Source organism: Streptomyces sp. NPDC007164 (genome assembly GCF_040634135.1).
GTDB classification, from domain to species: Bacteria; Actinomycetota; Actinomycetes; order Streptomycetales; family Streptomycetaceae; genus Streptomyces; species Streptomyces sanglieri.
In genome coordinates, this window is the sequence record NZ_JBEYFB010000022.1 from 102,509 (window position 1) to 119,687 (window position 17,179).

General features: G+C 70.3%; 18 protein-coding genes. 14 read left to right on the top strand and 4 right to left on the bottom strand.

What is annotated here, in order from left to right; translation table 11 throughout:
- The first annotated feature begins 56 nt into the window (after positions 1–56).
- Both ABZ622_RS25400 and ABZ622_RS25405 read left to right on the top strand, forming a co-directional pair.
- Entirely contained in the window at positions 57–1,184 is a 1,128-nt protein-coding gene (locus ABZ622_RS25400; protein WP_360546831.1) for a ferrochelatase, read from the top strand.
- Positions 1,185–1,220: 36 nt separating this feature from the next.
- Positions 1,221–2,039, top strand: a complete 819-nt coding sequence (locus ABZ622_RS25405) for an inositol monophosphatase family protein (RefSeq protein ID WP_360546833.1) — start codon at positions 1,221–1,223, stop codon at positions 2,037–2,039.
- A gap of 83 nt (positions 2,040–2,122) precedes the next feature.
- Here the strand turns inward: ABZ622_RS25405 and ABZ622_RS25410 are convergent, their stop codons facing one another.
- Positions 2,123–2,296, bottom strand: a complete 174-nt coding sequence (locus ABZ622_RS25410; protein ID WP_360546835.1) for a hypothetical protein — start codon at positions 2,294–2,296, stop codon at positions 2,123–2,125.
- A 372-nt stretch (positions 2,297–2,668) separates the two neighbouring features.
- Here ABZ622_RS25410 and ABZ622_RS25415 point away from each other — a divergent pair, with 372 nt between their 5' ends.
- The 4 genes from ABZ622_RS25415 (at position 2,669) to ABZ622_RS25430 (ending at position 6,227) form a co-directional block, all read left to right on the top strand.
- Positions 2,669–3,322 carry a response regulator transcription factor gene (locus ABZ622_RS25415; RefSeq protein WP_072485872.1) on the top strand — a complete coding sequence of 218 codons (654 nt, stop codon included), beginning with the start codon at positions 2,669–2,671 and terminating at the stop codon, positions 3,320–3,322.
- A 5-nt stretch (positions 3,323–3,327) separates the two neighbouring features.
- The gene (locus ABZ622_RS25420; protein WP_266911258.1) at positions 3,328–4,557 is read left to right on the top strand and encodes an ATP-binding protein; all 1,230 of its coding nucleotides are present in this window, start codon (positions 3,328–3,330) and stop codon (positions 4,555–4,557) included.
- Between the two features lie 404 nt (positions 4,558–4,961).
- Positions 4,962–5,258: a DUF4193 domain-containing protein gene (locus tag ABZ622_RS25425; protein WP_003965732.1), complete on the top strand. Its 297-nt coding sequence runs from the start codon at positions 4,962–4,964 to the stop codon at positions 5,256–5,258.
- Between the two features lie 12 nt (positions 5,259–5,270).
- Positions 5,271–6,227 (top strand): hypothetical protein, encoded by a 957-nt coding sequence (locus ABZ622_RS25430; RefSeq protein ID WP_360546838.1) that lies wholly within the window; start codon positions 5,271–5,273, stop codon positions 6,225–6,227.
- 70 nt (positions 6,228–6,297) lie between these two features.
- Here the strand turns inward: ABZ622_RS25430 and ABZ622_RS25435 are convergent, their stop codons facing one another.
- Positions 6,298–6,753, bottom strand: coding sequence for a DUF3093 domain-containing protein (locus tag ABZ622_RS25435; RefSeq protein WP_360546840.1), 456 nt, complete (start codon positions 6,751–6,753; stop codon positions 6,298–6,300).
- 58 nt (positions 6,754–6,811) lie between these two features.
- On the opposite strand from ABZ622_RS25435, the gene ABZ622_RS25440 reads away from it, so the two are divergent.
- The 7 genes from ABZ622_RS25440 to ABZ622_RS25470 all read left to right on the top strand — a co-directional run bounded on the left by ABZ622_RS25440 (position 6,812) and on the right by ABZ622_RS25470 (position 13,623).
- Positions 6,812–7,396 (top strand): PaaI family thioesterase, encoded by a 585-nt coding sequence (locus tag ABZ622_RS25440; RefSeq protein ID WP_360546842.1) that lies wholly within the window; start codon positions 6,812–6,814, stop codon positions 7,394–7,396.
- Positions 7,396–7,929, top strand: coding sequence for a dUTP diphosphatase (dut, locus tag ABZ622_RS25445; RefSeq protein WP_360546844.1), 534 nt, complete (start codon positions 7,396–7,398; stop codon positions 7,927–7,929). Before ABZ622_RS25440 ends, dut begins: the two co-directional genes overlap by 1 nt.
- Before the next feature lies 1 nt (position 7,930).
- Positions 7,931–8,704: a DUF3710 domain-containing protein gene (locus tag ABZ622_RS25450; protein WP_360546846.1), complete on the top strand. Its 774-nt coding sequence runs from the start codon at positions 7,931–7,933 to the stop codon at positions 8,702–8,704.
- A gap of 348 nt (positions 8,705–9,052) precedes the next feature.
- Entirely contained in the window at positions 9,053–9,142 is a 90-nt protein-coding gene (gene kdpF / locus ABZ622_RS25455) for a K(+)-transporting ATPase subunit F (protein WP_037701211.1), read from the top strand.
- A 7-nt stretch (positions 9,143–9,149) separates the two neighbouring features.
- Positions 9,150–10,814, top strand: a complete 1,665-nt coding sequence (gene kdpA, locus ABZ622_RS25460; protein WP_360546849.1) for a potassium-transporting ATPase subunit KdpA — start codon at positions 9,150–9,152, stop codon at positions 10,812–10,814.
- Positions 10,811–12,937 carry a potassium-transporting ATPase subunit KdpB gene (gene kdpB, locus ABZ622_RS25465; protein WP_360546851.1) on the top strand — a complete coding sequence of 709 codons (2,127 nt, stop codon included), beginning with the start codon at positions 10,811–10,813 and terminating at the stop codon, positions 12,935–12,937. The genes kdpA and kdpB overlap by 4 nt, the downstream gene beginning before the upstream one ends.
- 23 nt (positions 12,938–12,960) lie before the next feature.
- Positions 12,961–13,623, top strand: a complete 663-nt coding sequence (locus ABZ622_RS25470; protein ID WP_360546853.1) for a potassium-transporting ATPase subunit C — start codon at positions 12,961–12,963, stop codon at positions 13,621–13,623.
- A gap of 65 nt (positions 13,624–13,688) precedes the next feature.
- Here ABZ622_RS25470 and ABZ622_RS25475 read toward each other — a convergent pair whose 3' ends face one another.
- Both ABZ622_RS25475 and ABZ622_RS25480 read right to left on the bottom strand, forming a co-directional pair.
- Positions 13,689–15,110: a M1 family metallopeptidase gene (locus tag ABZ622_RS25475; protein WP_360546855.1), complete on the bottom strand. Its 1,422-nt coding sequence runs from the start codon at positions 15,108–15,110 to the stop codon at positions 13,689–13,691.
- Between the two features lie 22 nt (positions 15,111–15,132).
- Positions 15,133–16,035, bottom strand: a complete 903-nt coding sequence (locus tag ABZ622_RS25480; RefSeq protein WP_360546857.1) for a M20/M25/M40 family metallo-hydrolase — start codon at positions 16,033–16,035, stop codon at positions 15,133–15,135.
- Positions 16,036–16,298: 263 nt separating this feature from the next.
- Between ABZ622_RS25480 and ABZ622_RS25485 the strand changes: the two genes are divergently transcribed.
- Positions 16,299–17,048, top strand: a complete 750-nt coding sequence (locus tag ABZ622_RS25485) for an ABC transporter ATP-binding protein (RefSeq protein WP_360546859.1) — start codon at positions 16,299–16,301, stop codon at positions 17,046–17,048.
- Positions 17,049–17,179 lie beyond the last annotated feature (131 nt).

Genomic DNA, 17,179 nt, shown 5'->3' on the forward strand with positions numbered 1-17,179 from the left:
GCCCGGAGCCGATGTCGGTGGGAGGGCCGTCCGAGGCGGGTGGCAGGATCGTTGTCATGTCCGATCTGCGCGATCCCGCTCCCTACGACGCCCTGCTGCTGCTCTCCTTCGGCGGCCCCGAAGGCCCGGACGACGTGGTCCCGTTCCTGGCGAACGTGACCCGCGGCCGGGGCATCCCCGAGGAGCGGCTGAAGGAGGTCGGCAAGCACTACTTCCTGTTCGGTGGCGTCAGTCCGATCAACGCCCACAACAGGGCCCTGCTGGACGCCCTGCGCAAGGACTTCGCCGAGCACGGCCTGGACCTGCCGGTGTACTGGGGCAACCGCAACTGGGCGCCCTACCTCACCGACACCCTGCGCGAGATGGCCGCGGCCGGACACCGCCGCATCGCCGTCCTCGCCACCAGCGCCTACGCCTCCTACTCCGGCTGCCGGCAGTACCGCGAGAACCTCGCCGAGTCACTGGCCGTCCTGGAGGCGGAGGGGCTGCCGGTGCCCCGGGTGGACAAGCTCCGGCACTACTTCAACCACCCCGGATTCGTGACCCCCGTGGTGGACGGCGTCCTCGCCTCCCTGGCCGACCTCCCCGAGGACGTACGGGCCGGGGCGCACCTCGCCTTCACCACGCACTCCATCCCCACCTCCGCCGCCGACACCTCCGGCCCCGTGAAGGCGCACGGCGACGGCGGCGCCTATGTCGCCGAGCACCTCGAGGTCGCCCGGCTGGTCGTCGACGCGGTGCGTGAGGAGACCGGCGTCGAGTACCCCTGGCAGCTCGTCTACCAGTCGCGCAGCGGCGCCCCGCACATCCCCTGGCTGGAGCCCGACATCTGCGACCACCTGGAGGCGCTGCACGCCGACGGTGTGCCCGCCGTGGTGATGGCCCCCATCGGCTTCGTCTCGGACCACATGGAGGTCCTGTACGACCTCGACACGGAGGCCACCGCGAAGGCCGCCGAGCTGGGGCTGCCGGTGCGCCGGTCGGCCACCGTCGGCGCCGACCCGCGCTTCGCCGCCGCCGTGCGCGATCTGGTGCTGGAGCGCGCCGCCACCGAGCGGGGACAGGGCGGCCGGCGGTGCGCGCTGGGCTCGCTCGGGCCGGGCCACGACCTCTGCCCGGTCGGCTGCTGCCCCGCCCGGGCCCTCAAGCCCGCCGCCGCGGGTGCCGACAGCCCCTACGCGTAAGAGCCCTGCCGTACGCCCACGACCCCCTGGAGAGCCGTGACCGACCCGAACCTGTCCGAACTGCTCGCCCTCGCCCTGGAGGCCGCCTCACGGGCCGGAGCGCTGCTCCGTGACGGCCGCCCGGCCGATCTGGGGGTGGCCGCGACCAAGTCCAGCCCGATCGACGTCGTCACCGAGATGGACATCGCGGCCGAGAAGCTGATCACCGGCTTCCTGAGCGAGCGCCGCCCGCAGGACGGCGTCCTCGGCGAGGAGGGGGCCAGCGCCGAGGGCAGCAGCGGGATCCGCTGGGTCGTCGACCCGCTCGACGGCACCGTGAACTACCTGTACGGGCTGCCCACCTGGGCCGTGTCCATCGCCGCCGAACGGGACGGCGTGCGGGTCGTGGGCGTCGTGGCTGCCCCGATGCGCCGCGAGACCTACCGGGCGGTGCTCGGCGGCGGCGCGTACGCCGAGGGCGGCGCGTACGGCGACGGCACCCCCCTGCGCTGCCGGCCCGCGCCGCCGCTCGACCAGGCGCTCGTCTCGACCGGTTTCAACTACGTCGGTGACGTCCGTGCGCACCAGGCGGACGTGGCCCAGAAGCTGATCCCGCGGCTCCGTGACATCCGCCGCAGCGGCTCCGCCGCCGTGGACCTCTGCGATGTGGCCGCGGGCCGCCTCGACGGCTACTACGAGCGCGGGCTCCATCCCTGGGACCTGGCGGCCGGCGACCTCATCGCCCGCGAGGCGGGCGCGTACACCGGCGGGCGGCCCGGCCTGCCCGCCGACGGTGATCTGACGGTCGCCGCGACGCCGGGCGTCTTCGAGCCGCTCCAGGCCCTCCTGGAGGAGTTCGGCGCCTGGCACGACTGAAGCCGCCGGCCGGGCAGGCCCGGCACACGAGAAGGGCCCCCGACGCCGGTGACGGCATTCGGGGGCCCTTCTCGCCGATGTGCTCAGACGCTGGTGACGCCGATCTCGACGCCGTGCTCGGCGGCGAGGCGGTGAAGGTCGTCCAGCTCGCTCTGCTCGACATCCGCGAGGAAGTCGTCGCCGGTTTCCCGAGCTCTCGTGAGGTCGTACTCGGTGGTCTTGATCCGCTGCAGCAGACCTGCGGTGAAAGCGTCCATAACGCGCCCCCTCATCGTGGGTCGGTGGCACGGGGGTGTGCCCGGGGTTTCCCTCCGCACGGAGGCGGTAGGGCGGGTGATCACGCGCTCTCCGGGGACGGAGTGGCCTGTGGCACGCCACATTCAAGGCGTGATCTCGGGTGTGAATGCGTCCTCCCCGGGCCTGGCCCAGGGGAAACCTCAACTGGCCCGAAAGTCCGGTGAATTCCAGCGGGCCCCAGGCCGCGGCACGTCGTCTTACCGCCGGTTTATGCGCGTTGCGGGCAGGATGGAGCCGCACAGACCTGTGCCGACGGGTGTCCGGATCACGGACCGTGGGCACTTTGGGACGTTCTGAAGTTTCTACGTAGGTTTCTAAGGAAGGACAGCGCCGTGCGCGTACTCGTCGTGGAGGACGAGCAGCTGCTCGCCGATGCGGTGGCCACCGGATTGCGCCGGGAGGCCATGGCCGTCGATGTCGTGTACGACGGCGCCGCGGCCCTGGAGCGCATCGAGGTCAACGACTACGACGTCGTGGTGCTCGACCGGGACCTCCCGCTGGTCCACGGCGACGACGTCTGCCGGCGGATCGTCGAGCTGGGCATGCCCACCCGGGTGCTGATGCTCACCGCGTCCGGCGACGTCAGCGACCGCGTCGAGGGCCTGGAGCTGGGTGCCGACGACTACCTGCCCAAGCCGTTCGCCTTCAGCGAGCTGACCGCACGGGTGCGGGCGCTCGGCCGGCGCACCACGGTGGCCCTGCCGCCCGTCCTGGAGCGGGCCGGCATCAAGCTCGACCCCAACCGGCGCGAGGTCTTCCGGGGCGAGACGGAGGTCCAGCTCGCACCGAAGGAGTTCGCCGTGCTGGAGGTACTGATGCGCAGCGAGGGCGCGGTCGTCTCGGCCGAGCAGCTGCTGGAGAAGGCCTGGGACGAGAACACCGACCCGTTCACCAATGTCGTCCGGGTGACCGTCATGACGCTGCGCCGGAAACTCGGCGAGCCCCCGGTCATCGTCACCGTGCCCGGTTCCGGTTACCGGATCTGACGGCCGTGCCCACCGCCCCCGCGCCGCCGACGGCGCCTCCGAAGCCCACCTGGGAGCCCAAACAGCAGGAGCCCCCCTACTGGCTGCGCCCGACCATCCGGATACGGCTCACGCTGCTCTACGGCGGCATGTTCCTGATCGCCGGCATCCTGCTGCTGTCGATCATCTACATGCTGGCCGCGCAGGCCCTGCACGTGGGCAGCGAGCTGCCGTTCAAGATCGTCAACGGGCAGGTCACCAGCGATGTCTGCAACCTGCCGGAGAAGGCATCGCCGGAATCCTTCAACGCGGCGATGAACTCCTGCGTCAACCACCAGCGGCAGCAGGCACTCGACACGCTCCTGAACCGCTCGCTGCTGGCCCTGGTGGGGCTGAGCGTCATCGCCTTCGCCTTCGGTTACGCGATGGCCGGACGCGTGCTCTCGCCGCTGGGCCGGATCACCCGCACCGCCCGCAGAGTGGCCGGAACCGATCTGTCCCGCCGGATCGAGCTGGACGGCCCGGACGACGAGCTGAAGGAGCTCGCCGACACCTTCGACGAGATGCTCGACCGCCTGGAGCGGGCCTTCACCGCCCAGCAGCGGTTCGTCGGCAACGCGTCGCACGAGCTGCGCACCCCGCTCGCGATCAACCGCACGCTCCTGGAGGTCCATCTGTCCGACCCCCAGGCCCCGCCGGAGCTGAAACAGCTCGGCAAGACCCTGCTGGCCACCAACGAGCGCAGCGAACAGCTGGTCGAGGGCCTGCTGCTGCTGGCCCGCAGCGACAACCAGATCGTCGAGCGCAAGCCGGTCGACCTGGAGGAGGTGGCCTCGCGTGCGATCGACCAGACGCGTGGCGAGGCCGAGGAGCGCGGCGTGGAGATCCGCGGCGAGCGGGCCCCCGCCGTAGTCCAGGGCAACGGGGTCCTGCTGGAGCGGATCGCGCTTAACCTCGTGCAGAACGCCGTGCGCTACAACGTCCCCGAGGGGGGCTGGGTGGAGGTCACCACCGAGCTCCGGGGCGGCCAGGCCCTGCTGGTCGTCTCGAACACCGGCCCGGTGGTGCCGGCGTACGAGATCGACAACCTCTTCGAGCCCTTCAGACGGCTGCGTACGGAGCGAACGGGCAGCGACAAGGGGGTCGGGCTCGGCCTGTCGATCGCGCGCTCCGTGGCGCGCGCTCACGGCGGCCGTATCATCGCGGAGCCCCGTGAAGGCGGTGGTCTTGTGATGCGTGTCTCATTGCCCGTCTGAGAGGCCGGGCCGAACGATCCGGGCACGAATTAATTTGTTCGCTTTGAGCGGAATTTTCGGGACCTGCGCCCGGATCGTCCGTGTGTGATCGATCACAGGAGCGAATTTATTGCTGTCAACGCTCCGTGAGCAGGGACTCCACCGGAAAACCCGTAAAAGTCGGGGTTTTCGGGGCCCGATATCACGGGAAGTACACGGGGTGGCGCCCGTGAAGGGCGACACCGGGACCGTGTACGGTCCCCATCGCCACCCAAGCCGGCCACTCGTGAGCGGCCCTTTTGGGTGTCGATTGAGTAACAGACCTTGATGTGAGGCAAAATCTCCGCCTCGGGTCGGGCACAAGTCCGGCCTCTCACGCGTTACGTGCGCTGAGACACCGCAGACACCCAGAGGGGGAGAGCGACATGGCAACGGATTACGACACCCCACGCAAGACCGATGACGACGTCGACCAGGACAGCCTCGAAGAACTCAAGGCTCGCCGGAGCGACAAGACGGCGTCCGCCGTCGACGTCGACGAATTCGACGCGGCCGAAGGACTGGAGCTGCCCGGAGCAGACCTGTCCAACGAAGAGCTGGCCGTCAGGGTCCTGCCCAAGCAGGCCGACGAGTTCACGTGCATGAGCTGCTTCCTCGTGCACCACAGGAGCCAGCTGGCGCGCGAGAAGAACGGCCAGCCCATCTGCCGCGACTGCGACTAGGTCGCACCGACCGTGGCAGGCGACACACCGTTCCGGAAGCGGCGCTTGCGGCGCAAGAGGTCGTCGGAGGCGTATCAGGGCGGCACAGGCCCGGCAGAAGGTGTGACAGCGCCTGCCGAGCGGTCCGCCCTGCCACCCTCCGCGGGTGAGCGGGACGACGAGCGGGGCCGGCCGGCCTCGCTCGAAGAAGTGATCGCGGCGATCGAGGAAGTCGACGCGGCCTATGGGGCCGGACAGGTCGACAGGACGGAGCCCGTGACCGGGGCAGGCCGTCTGAGTTCAGCGAAACGGGGCGTACGCAAGGGCGGGGAGAGCGCCAAGGCGGCGATCGGTCATATCGCCGACCTGATCATCGAGAACGCTCCCCGCGTCCCTGTGCGCGATCTCGCCACCCTGCGCAAGCAGTTCCCCGGGCTCGGCCCGGAGGAACTCGCCGACAAGCTCATCGCAGGCGCGAGCAAGGGCACCGCCACCATCGGCGCCGGAATCGGCGCGGCGGCGATGCTGCCCGTGCCGCCCGCCATGCTCGCCGAGCTGGCGGCGGAGATCACCGGTGTGGCCGCGATCGAGATGAAGCTCGTCGCGGAGCTGCACGAGGTCTACGGGCTGCGCCCGCCGGGCGGGCTCGGCCGGCGTTCCACCGCCTACCTCACGTCCTGGACGGAGGAGCGCGGGATCGACGTCGCCCACCCCACGACGGTCAACGCCGCGCTGGGCGGCCAGATGAAGCGCGAGCTGCGCCAGCAGATCATGAAGCGCATGGTGCGCGATGTGCCGAACCTGATCCCGTTCATGATCGGCGCCGCCGTCGGCGCGATGATGAACCGGCGCGACACCAGAAAGGTCGCCGAACGGGTCAGGAAGGACCTGCGCAAACGCCAGATCCCCTGGGACCGGCTCCCCGAGCTGCCGCCGCTGGAGCGGCAGCTGGGCCCGAGCAGGGCCGTACCGCCCGAGCTGGAACCCTAGGCCGGGAGCTCCAGGGCCTGTGAACGGCCCTGACGGCCCGCGAAGGGGCTGCGGCCGTCCCCGGTCCCGATCAGGCGCGTACGGCCGTGAGGGCCGCCACCAGGGCCTGCGGCTCGCGGGTCGAGAGATAGACGTACGGGGTCGGGTCCTGCGGGTCGGTGATCTCCACCCGGACCGCCGTCGGAATGTAGCTGCGCAGCAGCATGAACGCCCGGGTGTCCGCCTTGTACGAGCGCCACGCGCGCGCCTCCTCGCCGTCCAGCACCTCGGCCTCGCCGAGCGCCGTCACGGGGATCCGCGCGTCACCGGCGACCAGGGCACCCGCCACGACCCGGATCCTGGCCGAGCCGTAGGAGCTCACCGCGACCGCCGACAGGGCCGTGCCGCCCGCCAGACCGGCCAGCAGCGGCAGGGTGCCGAGCGGCAGCAGCATCAGCGCGCAGGCGATGCCGACCAGGAAGGCGATGAGCCACCACGAACGGGGTGCGGTCAGTCGTTCGTCGAAAGGCGGGGTGGAAGGCTGCATGAACCCAAGCTTGGCACGGCGCGACCCGCGGGTAGCCGCGCGGGTAAGGTCTGCGCCTGTGAGTGGAACATCTGCGGCTCTGAAGCCCCCGGCCGACGCGGTGAAACCGGTCCGGCACCCCGAAGCCCCGGCCCCCGGCGAACTCCTCGGCGCGCACTACGAACACTGTTTCGGCTGCGGCGATGGACAGCGGCATGGGCTGCACCTCCAGGCGCGGGCCGGTGACGGTCTCCGCGTCACCGCCGAGTTCACCGTGCAGGCCGCCCACCAGGGCGCCCCGGGACTCGCGCACGGCGGCATCCTGACCACCGCGCTGGACGAGACGCTCGGCTCGCTGAACTGGCTCCTGCGGGTGATCGCCGTGACCGGACGGCTGGAGACCGACTTCGTCCGCCCGGTGCCGGTGGACACCGTGCTGCACCTCGACGCCGAGATCACCGCGGTGCACGGCCGGAAGATCTACTCCCGGGCGACCGGCCGGATCGGCGGCCCCGACGGGCCCGTGGCGGTCCGGGCCGAGGCCCTCTTCATCGAGGTCAAGGTCGACCACTTCATCGAGAACGGCCGCCCGGCCGAGATCGAGGCGGCGATGGCCGACCCCGACCAGGTCAGGCGTGCCCGTGCCTTCGAGGTGAACCCCTGATGCGCCCGCCCGTGGACGTACTCATCCGCCGGGTCGACCCGGACGTGCCGATTCCGGCCTATGGGCACCCGGGCGACGCCGGGGCGGACCTGGTGACCACCGAGGCCGTCGAACTCGCCCCCGGCGAGCGGGCGGTGCTGCCCACCGGGGTTTCGATCGCGCTGCCCGACGGGTACGCCGCGTTCGTGCACCCGCGCTCCGGCCTCGCCGCACGCTGCGGAGTCGCCCTGGTGAATGCCCCGGGGACGGTTGATGCCGGGTACCGTGGAGAGATCAAGGTGATCGTCATCAACCTCGACCCGCGAGAGCCGGTGCGGTTCGAGCGGTTCGACCGGATTGCCCAACTGGTCGTCCAGCAGGTCGAGAAGGTGCGCTTCCACGAGGTGGCCCAGCTGCCGGGCTCGGCCCGCGGCGAGGGAGGCTTCGGATCCACCGGGGGGCACGCCTCCGGTGATGTCGATGGCGTCAGGGGCGGGAACACCCAGGGCGGGAACAGCTACGCTTCGGTCGTACCCGACCGGGAAGGACAGTGACGTGTTCGGACGTCGCAAGAAGAGTGGTTCCGCCGAGGACGTGGCGGACGAAGCGCGCGAGGCCGAGCAGGTCGTCGACGAGCTCGATGACGCCGACGGCGCCGACAGCGGCTCGCGTCGGGTGAACCTCCCGCCGGCGCCGCGGCCGGACGGGCCGTGGGACGTCTCCGAGGTCTCCCAGCCCGCCGAGGGCCGGGTCGACCTGGGCGGCATCTTCGTGCCCGGCGTCGAGGGCATGGAGCTGCGTGTCGAGGTGGCCGGTGACGCGATCGTCGCCGCGACCGTGGTGCTGCGCGACAGCGCCGTCCAGCTCCAGGCCTTCGCCGCGCCCAAGAAGGAAGGCATCTGGGGCGAGGTCCGCGACGAGATCGCCTCCGGCATCACCCAGCAGGGCGGGATCATCGACGAGGTCGAGGGCCCGCTGGGCTGGGAGCTGCGTGCCCAGGTCCCCGTACAGCTCCCGGACGGGACGAACGGCGTGCAGCTGGTGCGCTTCGTCGGCGTCGACGGGCCCCGTTGGTTCCTGCGCGGAGTGATCTCCGGCCAGGGTGCCGTGCAGCCGGAGGCGGCCGGGCTGCTGGAGACGATCTTCCGGGACACCGTCGTGGTCCGGGGCGAGGGCCCCATGGCGCCGCGCGATCCGATCGTCCTCAAGCTGCCCAACGACGCCCAGATGGTCCCTGAGGGCGTGCAGCAGGAGGACCAGGAGAGCTCGAAGTTCTCCGGTGGCATGGGCCAGCTCCAGCGCGGACCCGAGATCACCGAGGTGCGCTGAGCGGATCCGGGCAGCCGCCCGGCACAGCTTCGGCCGGTGGGCCGTACTCCCTTGCGAGGGGGTACGGCCCACCGGCCGTTTCCGTGTCCGGGGGCGGTTTCCGGACAGTGCGCGGAAGACGCGCGTATGGGGCGCGTATGGGGCACGTAAGCGCGCCGTCAAGGGCTCGCCGTTCCCCGTAAGGAAGCCATCAACGCAGGCCAGGACGGCCGTGGCGAGAGGTTTGCTCAAGAGGTCCGAGAATCCGTACCTCATCTAGGAGCACACGATGGCCGATGTGGCCTTCGTCGTCACCACGATCGCGGTCTTCGCGCTGGTGGCTCTCGTCGCCAAGGGGGTGGCGAAGCTGTGACTGCCGAGAACATCGTCGGTCTGATAGTGGCCGTCGCCCTGCTGGGCTACCTCGTCCTCGCCCTTCTGTACCCGGAGAGGTTCTGAGCGCGATATGAGCCCCGTCCTCGCCGGTGTGCTCCAGGTCCTCGCGCTCGTGGTGGCGCTGGGGCTGGCGTACCGTCCGCTCGGCGACCACATGGCCGGCGTCTACTCCTCGACCAAGCACCTCCGGGTCGAGAAGTGGATGTACAAGGCCGTGGGTGCCGACCCCGACCGGCAGATGCGCTGGCCCGCGTATCTGCGTGGGGTGCTCGCCTTCTCCTCGGTGAGCGTCCTCTTCCTCTATCTGCTGCAACGGCTGCAGGGTTCGCTGCCCGGTTCGCTCGGCTTCGCCCCGATCGATCCGGACCAGGCGTTCAACACGGCGGCGTCGTTCGTCGCCAACACCAACTGGCAGTCGTACTCCGGCGAACAGGCCATGGGCCACGTCGTGCAGACCGGCGGCCTCGCGGTGCAGAACTTCGTCTCGGCGGCGGTGGGCATCGCGGTCGCCGTGGCGCTCGTACGCGGTTTCGCCAGGTCCCGCACCGGCGAACTCGGCAACTTCTGGGCCGACCTGGTCCGGGGGGTCGTACGGATCCTGCTGCCGATGGCCGCGGTGGGCGCACTGCTGCTGGTGGCCTGCGGCGCGATCCAGAACTTCGCCGGCATCCACGAGGTCGGACAGTTCATGGGCGGTCCGCAGCAGTGGAACGGCGGCGCCGTGGCCTCCCAGGAGGCCATCAAGGAGCTCGGGACCAACGGCGGCGGCTACTTCAACGCCAACTCCGCCCACCCGTTCGAGAACCCCAACGGGCTGTCCAACCTGCTGGAGATCTTCCTGATCCTGGTCATCCCCTTCGCACTGACGCGGACCTTCGGCCGGATGGTCGGCTTGCTCAAGCAGGGTTACGCGATCCTCGCGGCGATGGGCGTCATCTGGCTGGGTTTCACCACCCTGATGATGTGGACCGAATTCGCCCACCACGGGCCCGCTTTCGACATCGCGGGCGGGGCGATGGAGGGCAAGGAGACCCGGTTCGGGATCGCCGGATCGTCGATCTTCGCGGTGGCCACGACCCTCACCTCCACCGGTGCGGTGAACTCCTTCCACTCCTCGTACACGGGCTTCGGCGGCGGGATCACCATGCTGGGCATGCAGCTCGGCGAGATCGCCCCCGGAGGCGTCGGCTCCGGTCTCTACGGGATGCTCGTCATGGCGATCATCGCGGTGTTCATCGCCGGACTGATGGTCGGCCGCACGCCGGAGTACCTCGGCAAGAAGATCGGCACCCGGGAGATCAAGCTCGCGGCCTGCTACATCCTCATCACCCCGGCCCTGGTGCTCTGCTTCACCGCCGCGGCGATGGCGCTGCCCACCCCGCCCCACTCGATGACCAACACCGGCGCACACGGATTCTCCGAGATCCTCTACGCCTACACCTCGGGCGCGAACAACAACGGTTCGGCGTTCGCCGGGCTCAACGCGGACACCCAGTGGTTCAACACCACGATCGGCCTCGCGATGCTGCTCGGCCGGTTCCTGCCGATGGTGTTCATCCTCGCGCTGGCCGGCTCGCTCGCCGAGCAGAAGCCCGTACCGGCGACCGTGGGAACCCTGGGCACGCACAAGCCGCTCTTCAGCACCCTCCTGGTCGGCACGATCCTGATCATCACCGGGCTGACCTACTTCCCGGCCCTGGCGCTGGGGCCGCTGGCCGAAGGGCTGGCGTCATGACCACTCGTACGGAGCAAGAGGACTCGATGTCCACTGTCACCCCCACCCGGGCACCGCACCAGGACGCGCCCACGGGTCACCGGAGCGAAGAGCGGGTCGGCGGGGGCCTGTTCGACCCCGCACAGCTGATCCGGTCCTTCCCCGACGCCGTACGCAAGCTCGACCCCCGGGTGATGGTCAAGTCCCCGGTGATGTTCGTGGTGCTGGTCGGTTCGGTATTCACCACCGTGCTGGCGTGCCTGAACCCGGGGGAGTGGTTCGGCTGGGCGATCGCGGTCTGGCTCTGGCTGACCACGATCTTCGCCAACCTGGCGGAGGCGGTCGCAGAGGGCCGCGGCAAGGCGCAGGCCGACACGCTGCGCAAGGCCAAGACCGACACCGTCGCCCGCAGGATCATCGGCTCGAACGAGGAGCGGGTGCCCGGCACCGAACTCCGCGTCGGCGACCTGGTGGTCTGCGAGGCCGGTGACATCATCCCCGGCGACGGAGACGTCGTCGAGGGCGTGGCGAGCGTCGACGAATCCGCGATCACCGGTGAGTCCGCGCCCGTCATCCGCGAGTCCGGCGGCGACCGGAGCGCCGTCACCGGGGGTACGAAGGTGCTCTCCGACCGGATCGTCGTCAAGATCACCACCAGGCCCGGCGAGACGTTCATCGACCGGATGATCGCCCTGGTCGAGGGCGCCGCCCGGCAGAAGACACCCAACGAGATCGCGCTGAACATCCTTCTCGCGTCCCTGACCGTCGTCTTCCTGCTCGCTGTCGTCACCCTCCAGCCCTTCGCGGTCTACGCCGGGCAGAAGCAGTCGATGATCGTGCTGACCGCCCTGCTGGTCTGCCTGATCCCGACGACGATCGGAGCACTGCTCTCCGCCATCGGCATCGCCGGCATGGACCGCCTCGTGCAGCGCAACGTCCTCGCCATGTCGGGGCGGGCCGTCGAGGCCGCCGGGGACGTCTCGACGCTGCTGCTCGACAAGACCGGCACCATCACGCTCGGCAATCGGCAGGCCGCCGGGTTCGTACCCGTCAAGGGCACCACCGAGGCCGAACTGGCCGACGCCGCCCAGCTCTCCTCGCTGGCCGACGAGACGCCGGAGGGCCGCTCGATCGTCGTGCTCGCCAAGGAGAAGTACGGGCTGCGCGAGCGCCACCAGGGCGAGCTCCGGCAGGCCGAGTGGGTCGCGTTCACCGCCCAGACACGCATGTCCGGCGTCGATGTGGACGGGCGCAGGGTCCGCAAGGGCGCCACCGGCTCGGTCGTCGCCTGGGTCGAGGAGCGCGGCGGCAGCGTCTCGCAGGAGGCGCAGGCGCTCACCGACAGGATCTCCGAGGCGGGCGGCACACCGCTGCTGGTGGCCCTGGAGGACGAGCGGGGAGCCCGGGTCCTCGGTGTCATCCACCTCAAGGACGTCGTCAAGGAGGGGATGCGGGAGCGGTTCGACGAGCTGCGCCGGATGGGCATCCGTACGGTCATGATCACCGGTGACAACCCGCTGACCGCGAAGGCCATCGCCGATGAGGCCGGCGTCGACGACTTCCTCGCCGAGGCCACGCCCGAGGACAAGATGGCCCTCATCAAGCGGGAGCAGGCGGGCGGCAAGCTCGTCGCGATGACCGGCGACGGCACGAACGACGCCCCCGCGCTCGCCCAGGCGGATGTCGGCGTGGCCATGAACACCGGCACCTCGGCCGCCAAGGAGGCCGGGAACATGGTGGACCTGGACTCCAACCCCACGAAGCTGATCGAGATCGTCGAGATCGGCAAGCAGTTGCTCATCACCCGTGGAGCCCTGACCACCTTCTCGATCGCCAACGACGTCGCGAAGTACTTCGCGATCATCCCGGCGATGTTCGCCGTGGTCTATCCCGGCCTGGACAAGCTGAACATCATGCAGCTGTCCTCGCCCCAGTCCGCGATCCTGTCGGCCGTGATCTTCAACGCGCTGATCATCGTCGCGCTGGTGCCGCTCGCCCTGAAGGGCGTGCGCTACCGGCCCAGCAGCGCCGACTCGATGCTCCGGCGCAACCTGGGGATCTACGGAATCGGCGGTCTGGTCGCCCCGTTCATCGGCATCAAGATCATCGACATGGTCATCTCCCTCGTACCCGGGCTGAACTGAATCTAGGAATCGGCTGACCTGCCATGAACAACTCCCCTGCAAACACGGCCCGGTTGCTCTGGGCCGGGCTGCGCGCCCTGCTCGTCCTCACCGTCGTCTGCGGCGTGCTCTACCCGCTCGCCGTCACCGGCGTCGCCCAGGGCGTCTTCCCCCACCAGGCCAATGGCTCCGAGATATCGGCGAACGGCAAGGTCATGGGCTCCGAACTCATCGGCCAGCGCTACGACCTGCCGCTGAAGAAGGGGCAGGAGACCGCGGCCCCGGACCTCAAGTGGTTCCAGCCGCGCCCCTCCAACGGCCTGGGCACCAACAGCGTCAACACCCAGTACAAGCTGATCCTCTCCGGCGCGACCAACCGCTCCGGCGACAACAAGGAGCTGATCGACTGGGTGCGGAAGGCCAAGGCCGCCGTGGTCAAGGACAACTCCGTCCCCGGCCACCCGGTCAGCCCCTCGGACGTGCCGGCCGACGCCGTCACCTCCTCCGGCTCCGGCCTCGACCCGGCCATCTCCCCGGCGTACGCACAGCTCCAGGTGCGCCGGGTGGCCGAGCGCAACCACCTCTCCGTCGGCCAGGTGGAGAAGCTCGTCGGACAGCACACGGACGGCCGGATCCTGGGCTTCGTGGGGGAGCCGAGGGTCAATGTCCTCCAGCTCAACATCGCGCTCAAGCAGTTGGTGAAGTGAGCGTGGTCTGAGCAGGCCCGCGTGGCGGGACACCGGGGCCGGCCCCGGCGCCCCGCCACACCTGTTCACCGGGCCAGGGTGCCCGGGTACAGGTACTTGTGAGGCGGGATCACCGTGCCGTCCGCCCACGCCGCGAAGAAGCCCTTGAGGTCCTTGCCCGAGACCTTCGCCGCCAGCGTCTCGAACTGCCGGAACGAGGCATTGCCGTACGCGTGGTCGCGGGTCCAGGTCCGCAGCGTCCGGAAGAACGCCTCGTCACCCACCGTGCGGCGCAGGGCGTGCAGCATCAGCGAGCCCTTGAAGTACAGGGCCCCGTCCAGTTCCTTGCCCGGTCCCGGGTCGTAGAGCTTGACGGACCAGAACGAAGGATCGTCCCTGTACTCCTCCACCTCGGACCGGTAGTAGCCCTGGTCCAGGTCGGCGCCCTTGTGCTCCTCCCACAACTGCCCCGCGTACTGGGCGAAGCACTCGGCGACGCAGCCGTCCCGCCAGTCCTTGAACGAGACGCTGTCACCGAACCACTGGTGGGTGTTCTCATGGACCATCGAGGCGTCGAAGAGCATGGAGCCGTAGGTGGGGCGGCTCTGTGTCTCCAGGGCGAGGGGGCCGTTGCCGGGATCCTTCGAGGCCCCGACGACGATGGCACCCGCGGAGGAGAACGGGTACGGGCCGAACTTCGCGGCCAGGAAGTCCAGGATCTCCGTCTGCTGGGCCTCCGCCTCGGCGTCGATGACGGCATCCGGGCTGTACGCCGTGATGACCGGTGTCCCGGCGGCGGTCCGGCCGCGGTGGACGGTGAACCGGTCGATGGCGACCGTGCTGAGGTAGGTGGCCATCGGCCTGTTCTCGAACCAGCGGAAGGTCCTTCGGCCGTCCTTGACGCTCTCGGGGCCTGGCAGGCCGTTGCCGATGGCCGTCCAGCCGTCGGGGACCGTCGCGGTGAGGGCGAAGGTGGCCTTGTCGGACGGGTGGTCGTTGGAGGGGTACCAGGAGGTCGCGGAGTGCGGTTCGCCCGCCACGTTCGCGCCGCCGGTCTCCAGGGTGTGCCAGCCCTCGGGGTCGGGCCGGCCCGCGTACTCCACCCGGACCTCGAACGTCGAGCCCTTCGCCACCGGGCGGGCCGGGGTGACGACCAGTTCGTGGGCGCCGGCCCGGGAGAAGGCCTTCGCCGGGGCGCCGTTCACCTTCACCGATGCCACGGTGAAGCCCTTGAGGTCCAGGCTGAACCGGTCCAGGCGGGTCAGGGCGCGGGCGGTGACGGTGGTGTCGCCGTCGAGCCGGTCGGTGTGCGCCGGGTCGTAGGAGATGCGGACGTCGTAGTGGGAGACGTCGTAGCCGGAATTGCCGTCGTCGGGGAAGTACGGGTCGCCGAGACCGGGGCCGCCGATGGCGGCCGAGGCGGGGACGGCGGCCAGCACGGAACCGCTCACGACCGCGGTCACCAGGGCGGCAACGGTCCTGCGGCGTCGGTTCAGGAGTCTGTACATGTCTCGTTCCTGGGGGTGGCGGTCAGTGCCGGGGGGTGGTGGCGGCGAGCTTCCACAGCACGCCGACGATGGCGTCGGTGCTGATCCGCTCCGTCTTCGGATCCACGTTGGACAGGTCGTCGCACGCCTCGTGGATGCAGTCCGAGATACCGGTGCTGAAGCCGGACGACGGGATGCCGGCGTTGCCGAACGACTCGTGGTCCGAGCCGCCGACGCCGATGTCGAAGGTGGGGATGGACCGCTCGGCGAACCACGCCTCGAACGCCTGCTGGGCCTCGGTCTCACCGTGCTCGTCGTCGTGGATCACGAGCCACTGCCGGGTGTTCCTGCTGCCCGCCTGATCGAAGTTGAGATAGACGTCGATCCTGCGGCGCTCGGCCGCGGAGAGCTTCCTGACGTACTCCGCCGAGCCGATCAGCCCCGGTTCCTCGGCGCCCCACCACGCGAACCGCAGATGCCGTTCGGGCTTCAGGCCGGTCCTGGCCACTTGGAGGGCGGTGGCCAGGACCGCGGCCGAACCCGAGCCGTTGTCGTTGATCCCCGGCCCCTCCTTCACGCTGTCGAGGTGGGCGCCGGTCATCAGCACATGGTCCGGGTCACCGCCCGGCCAGTCGGCGATCAGGCTGTTGCCGGTGGCGCCGTCGTGGGTGAAGGGGACCAGTTTCGTACGGAATCCGGCCCGGTCCAGGGCGTGTTTCACGTACGCCACCGACTCCGCGTACCCCTTCGTGCCGTGTGCGCGGTTGCCGCCGTTGCGGTCCGCGATGCGCTGCAGGGCGCGCAGATGGGGCATGACCTGTTGCTCGGAGACGGCGGGGGTGGTGGGGAGCCGCGTGTCCGCGGTGGCGGCGGGGGCCGCGGACAGGGTCAGGGATACCCCGAGAACCGTGGCCGCCAGCCGGGGAAGGCTCCTGCGTGACGTCATACGCACCCTTTCAAGACGGTCCGGACGGTCAGGACGGGGCGCTCGCCCCGCCGGCCCGGACGTCGGCCAGGCTGGTCGGCCGGTGTCAGAAAGTTGTCGTGAAGTTGTCGGAAAGCGGTAGCACTTCGACAGGGTGGTGGTGCGGCACACCCGCCGCATCGCTGTCCGGCCGGAGGCCCGACAGCCGTCGGCCATTGTCCAGCGCTGTGCGCATTGCACATACTGGCGGCCTACGGGGACCGAGCACGTTTACGGGGAGAGACATGAGCGAGAGCACCGGCCGTACGGGCATCGACGGACAGGGCGGCACCGCGGTCGCCGAGGAGCCTGCCGGCGGTCCCATGGTCCGGGTCGAGGACCTGCACCGTTCGTACGGCTCCGGCGCCGGAGCCGTGCACGCGCTGCGCGGGGTGTCCTTCGAGGTGCCGCGCGGCGAGCTGGTCGCGCTCAAGGGCCGGTCGGGCTCCGGCAAGACGACCCTCCTCAACCTGCTCGGCGGGCTGGACAGCCCCGACGCCGGCCGGATCACCGTCGACGGCACGGACCTCGCCGAGCTGGACGAGGACGGACTCCTGGAACTGCGCCGGGACCGGATCGGCTTCATCTTCCAGTCGTTCGGCCTCATCCCGATCCTGACCGCGGCGGAGAACGTCGGCGTGCCCATGCGGCTGCGCAAGGCGGACCCGCGCGAACGCGAGGACCGGGTGGCGCTGCTGCTCTCCCTGGTCGGCCTGGCGGATCACACCGCCCAGCGCCCCGGCGAGCTGTCCGGGGGCCAGCAGCAGCGCGTCGCCATCGCCCGCGCCCTCGCCAACCGGCCCGCCCTGCTGATCGCGGACGAGCCGACCGGACAGCTCGACGCGGAGACCGGGCTCGCGGTGATGGAGCTGCTGCGCGCGGTGGTACGGAGCGAGCGCGTCACCGCACTGGTGGCGACGCACGACCCCCAGCTGCTGGGTCTGGCGGACCGGGTACTGGAACTGAGCGACGGGCACATCGTCGAGCACGCGTAGCGGCGGGGCGGCGGTCGGCTGGGCGGCGGGCCCGTGGGGCAGCGGGGCCTTCGCGGGGCGCCCGTGGCCCGTCCGCGGCGTCAGAATCGTGTCAATACGGTCCCCCGCTCCCCCTGTCGTCCCATTTGTCG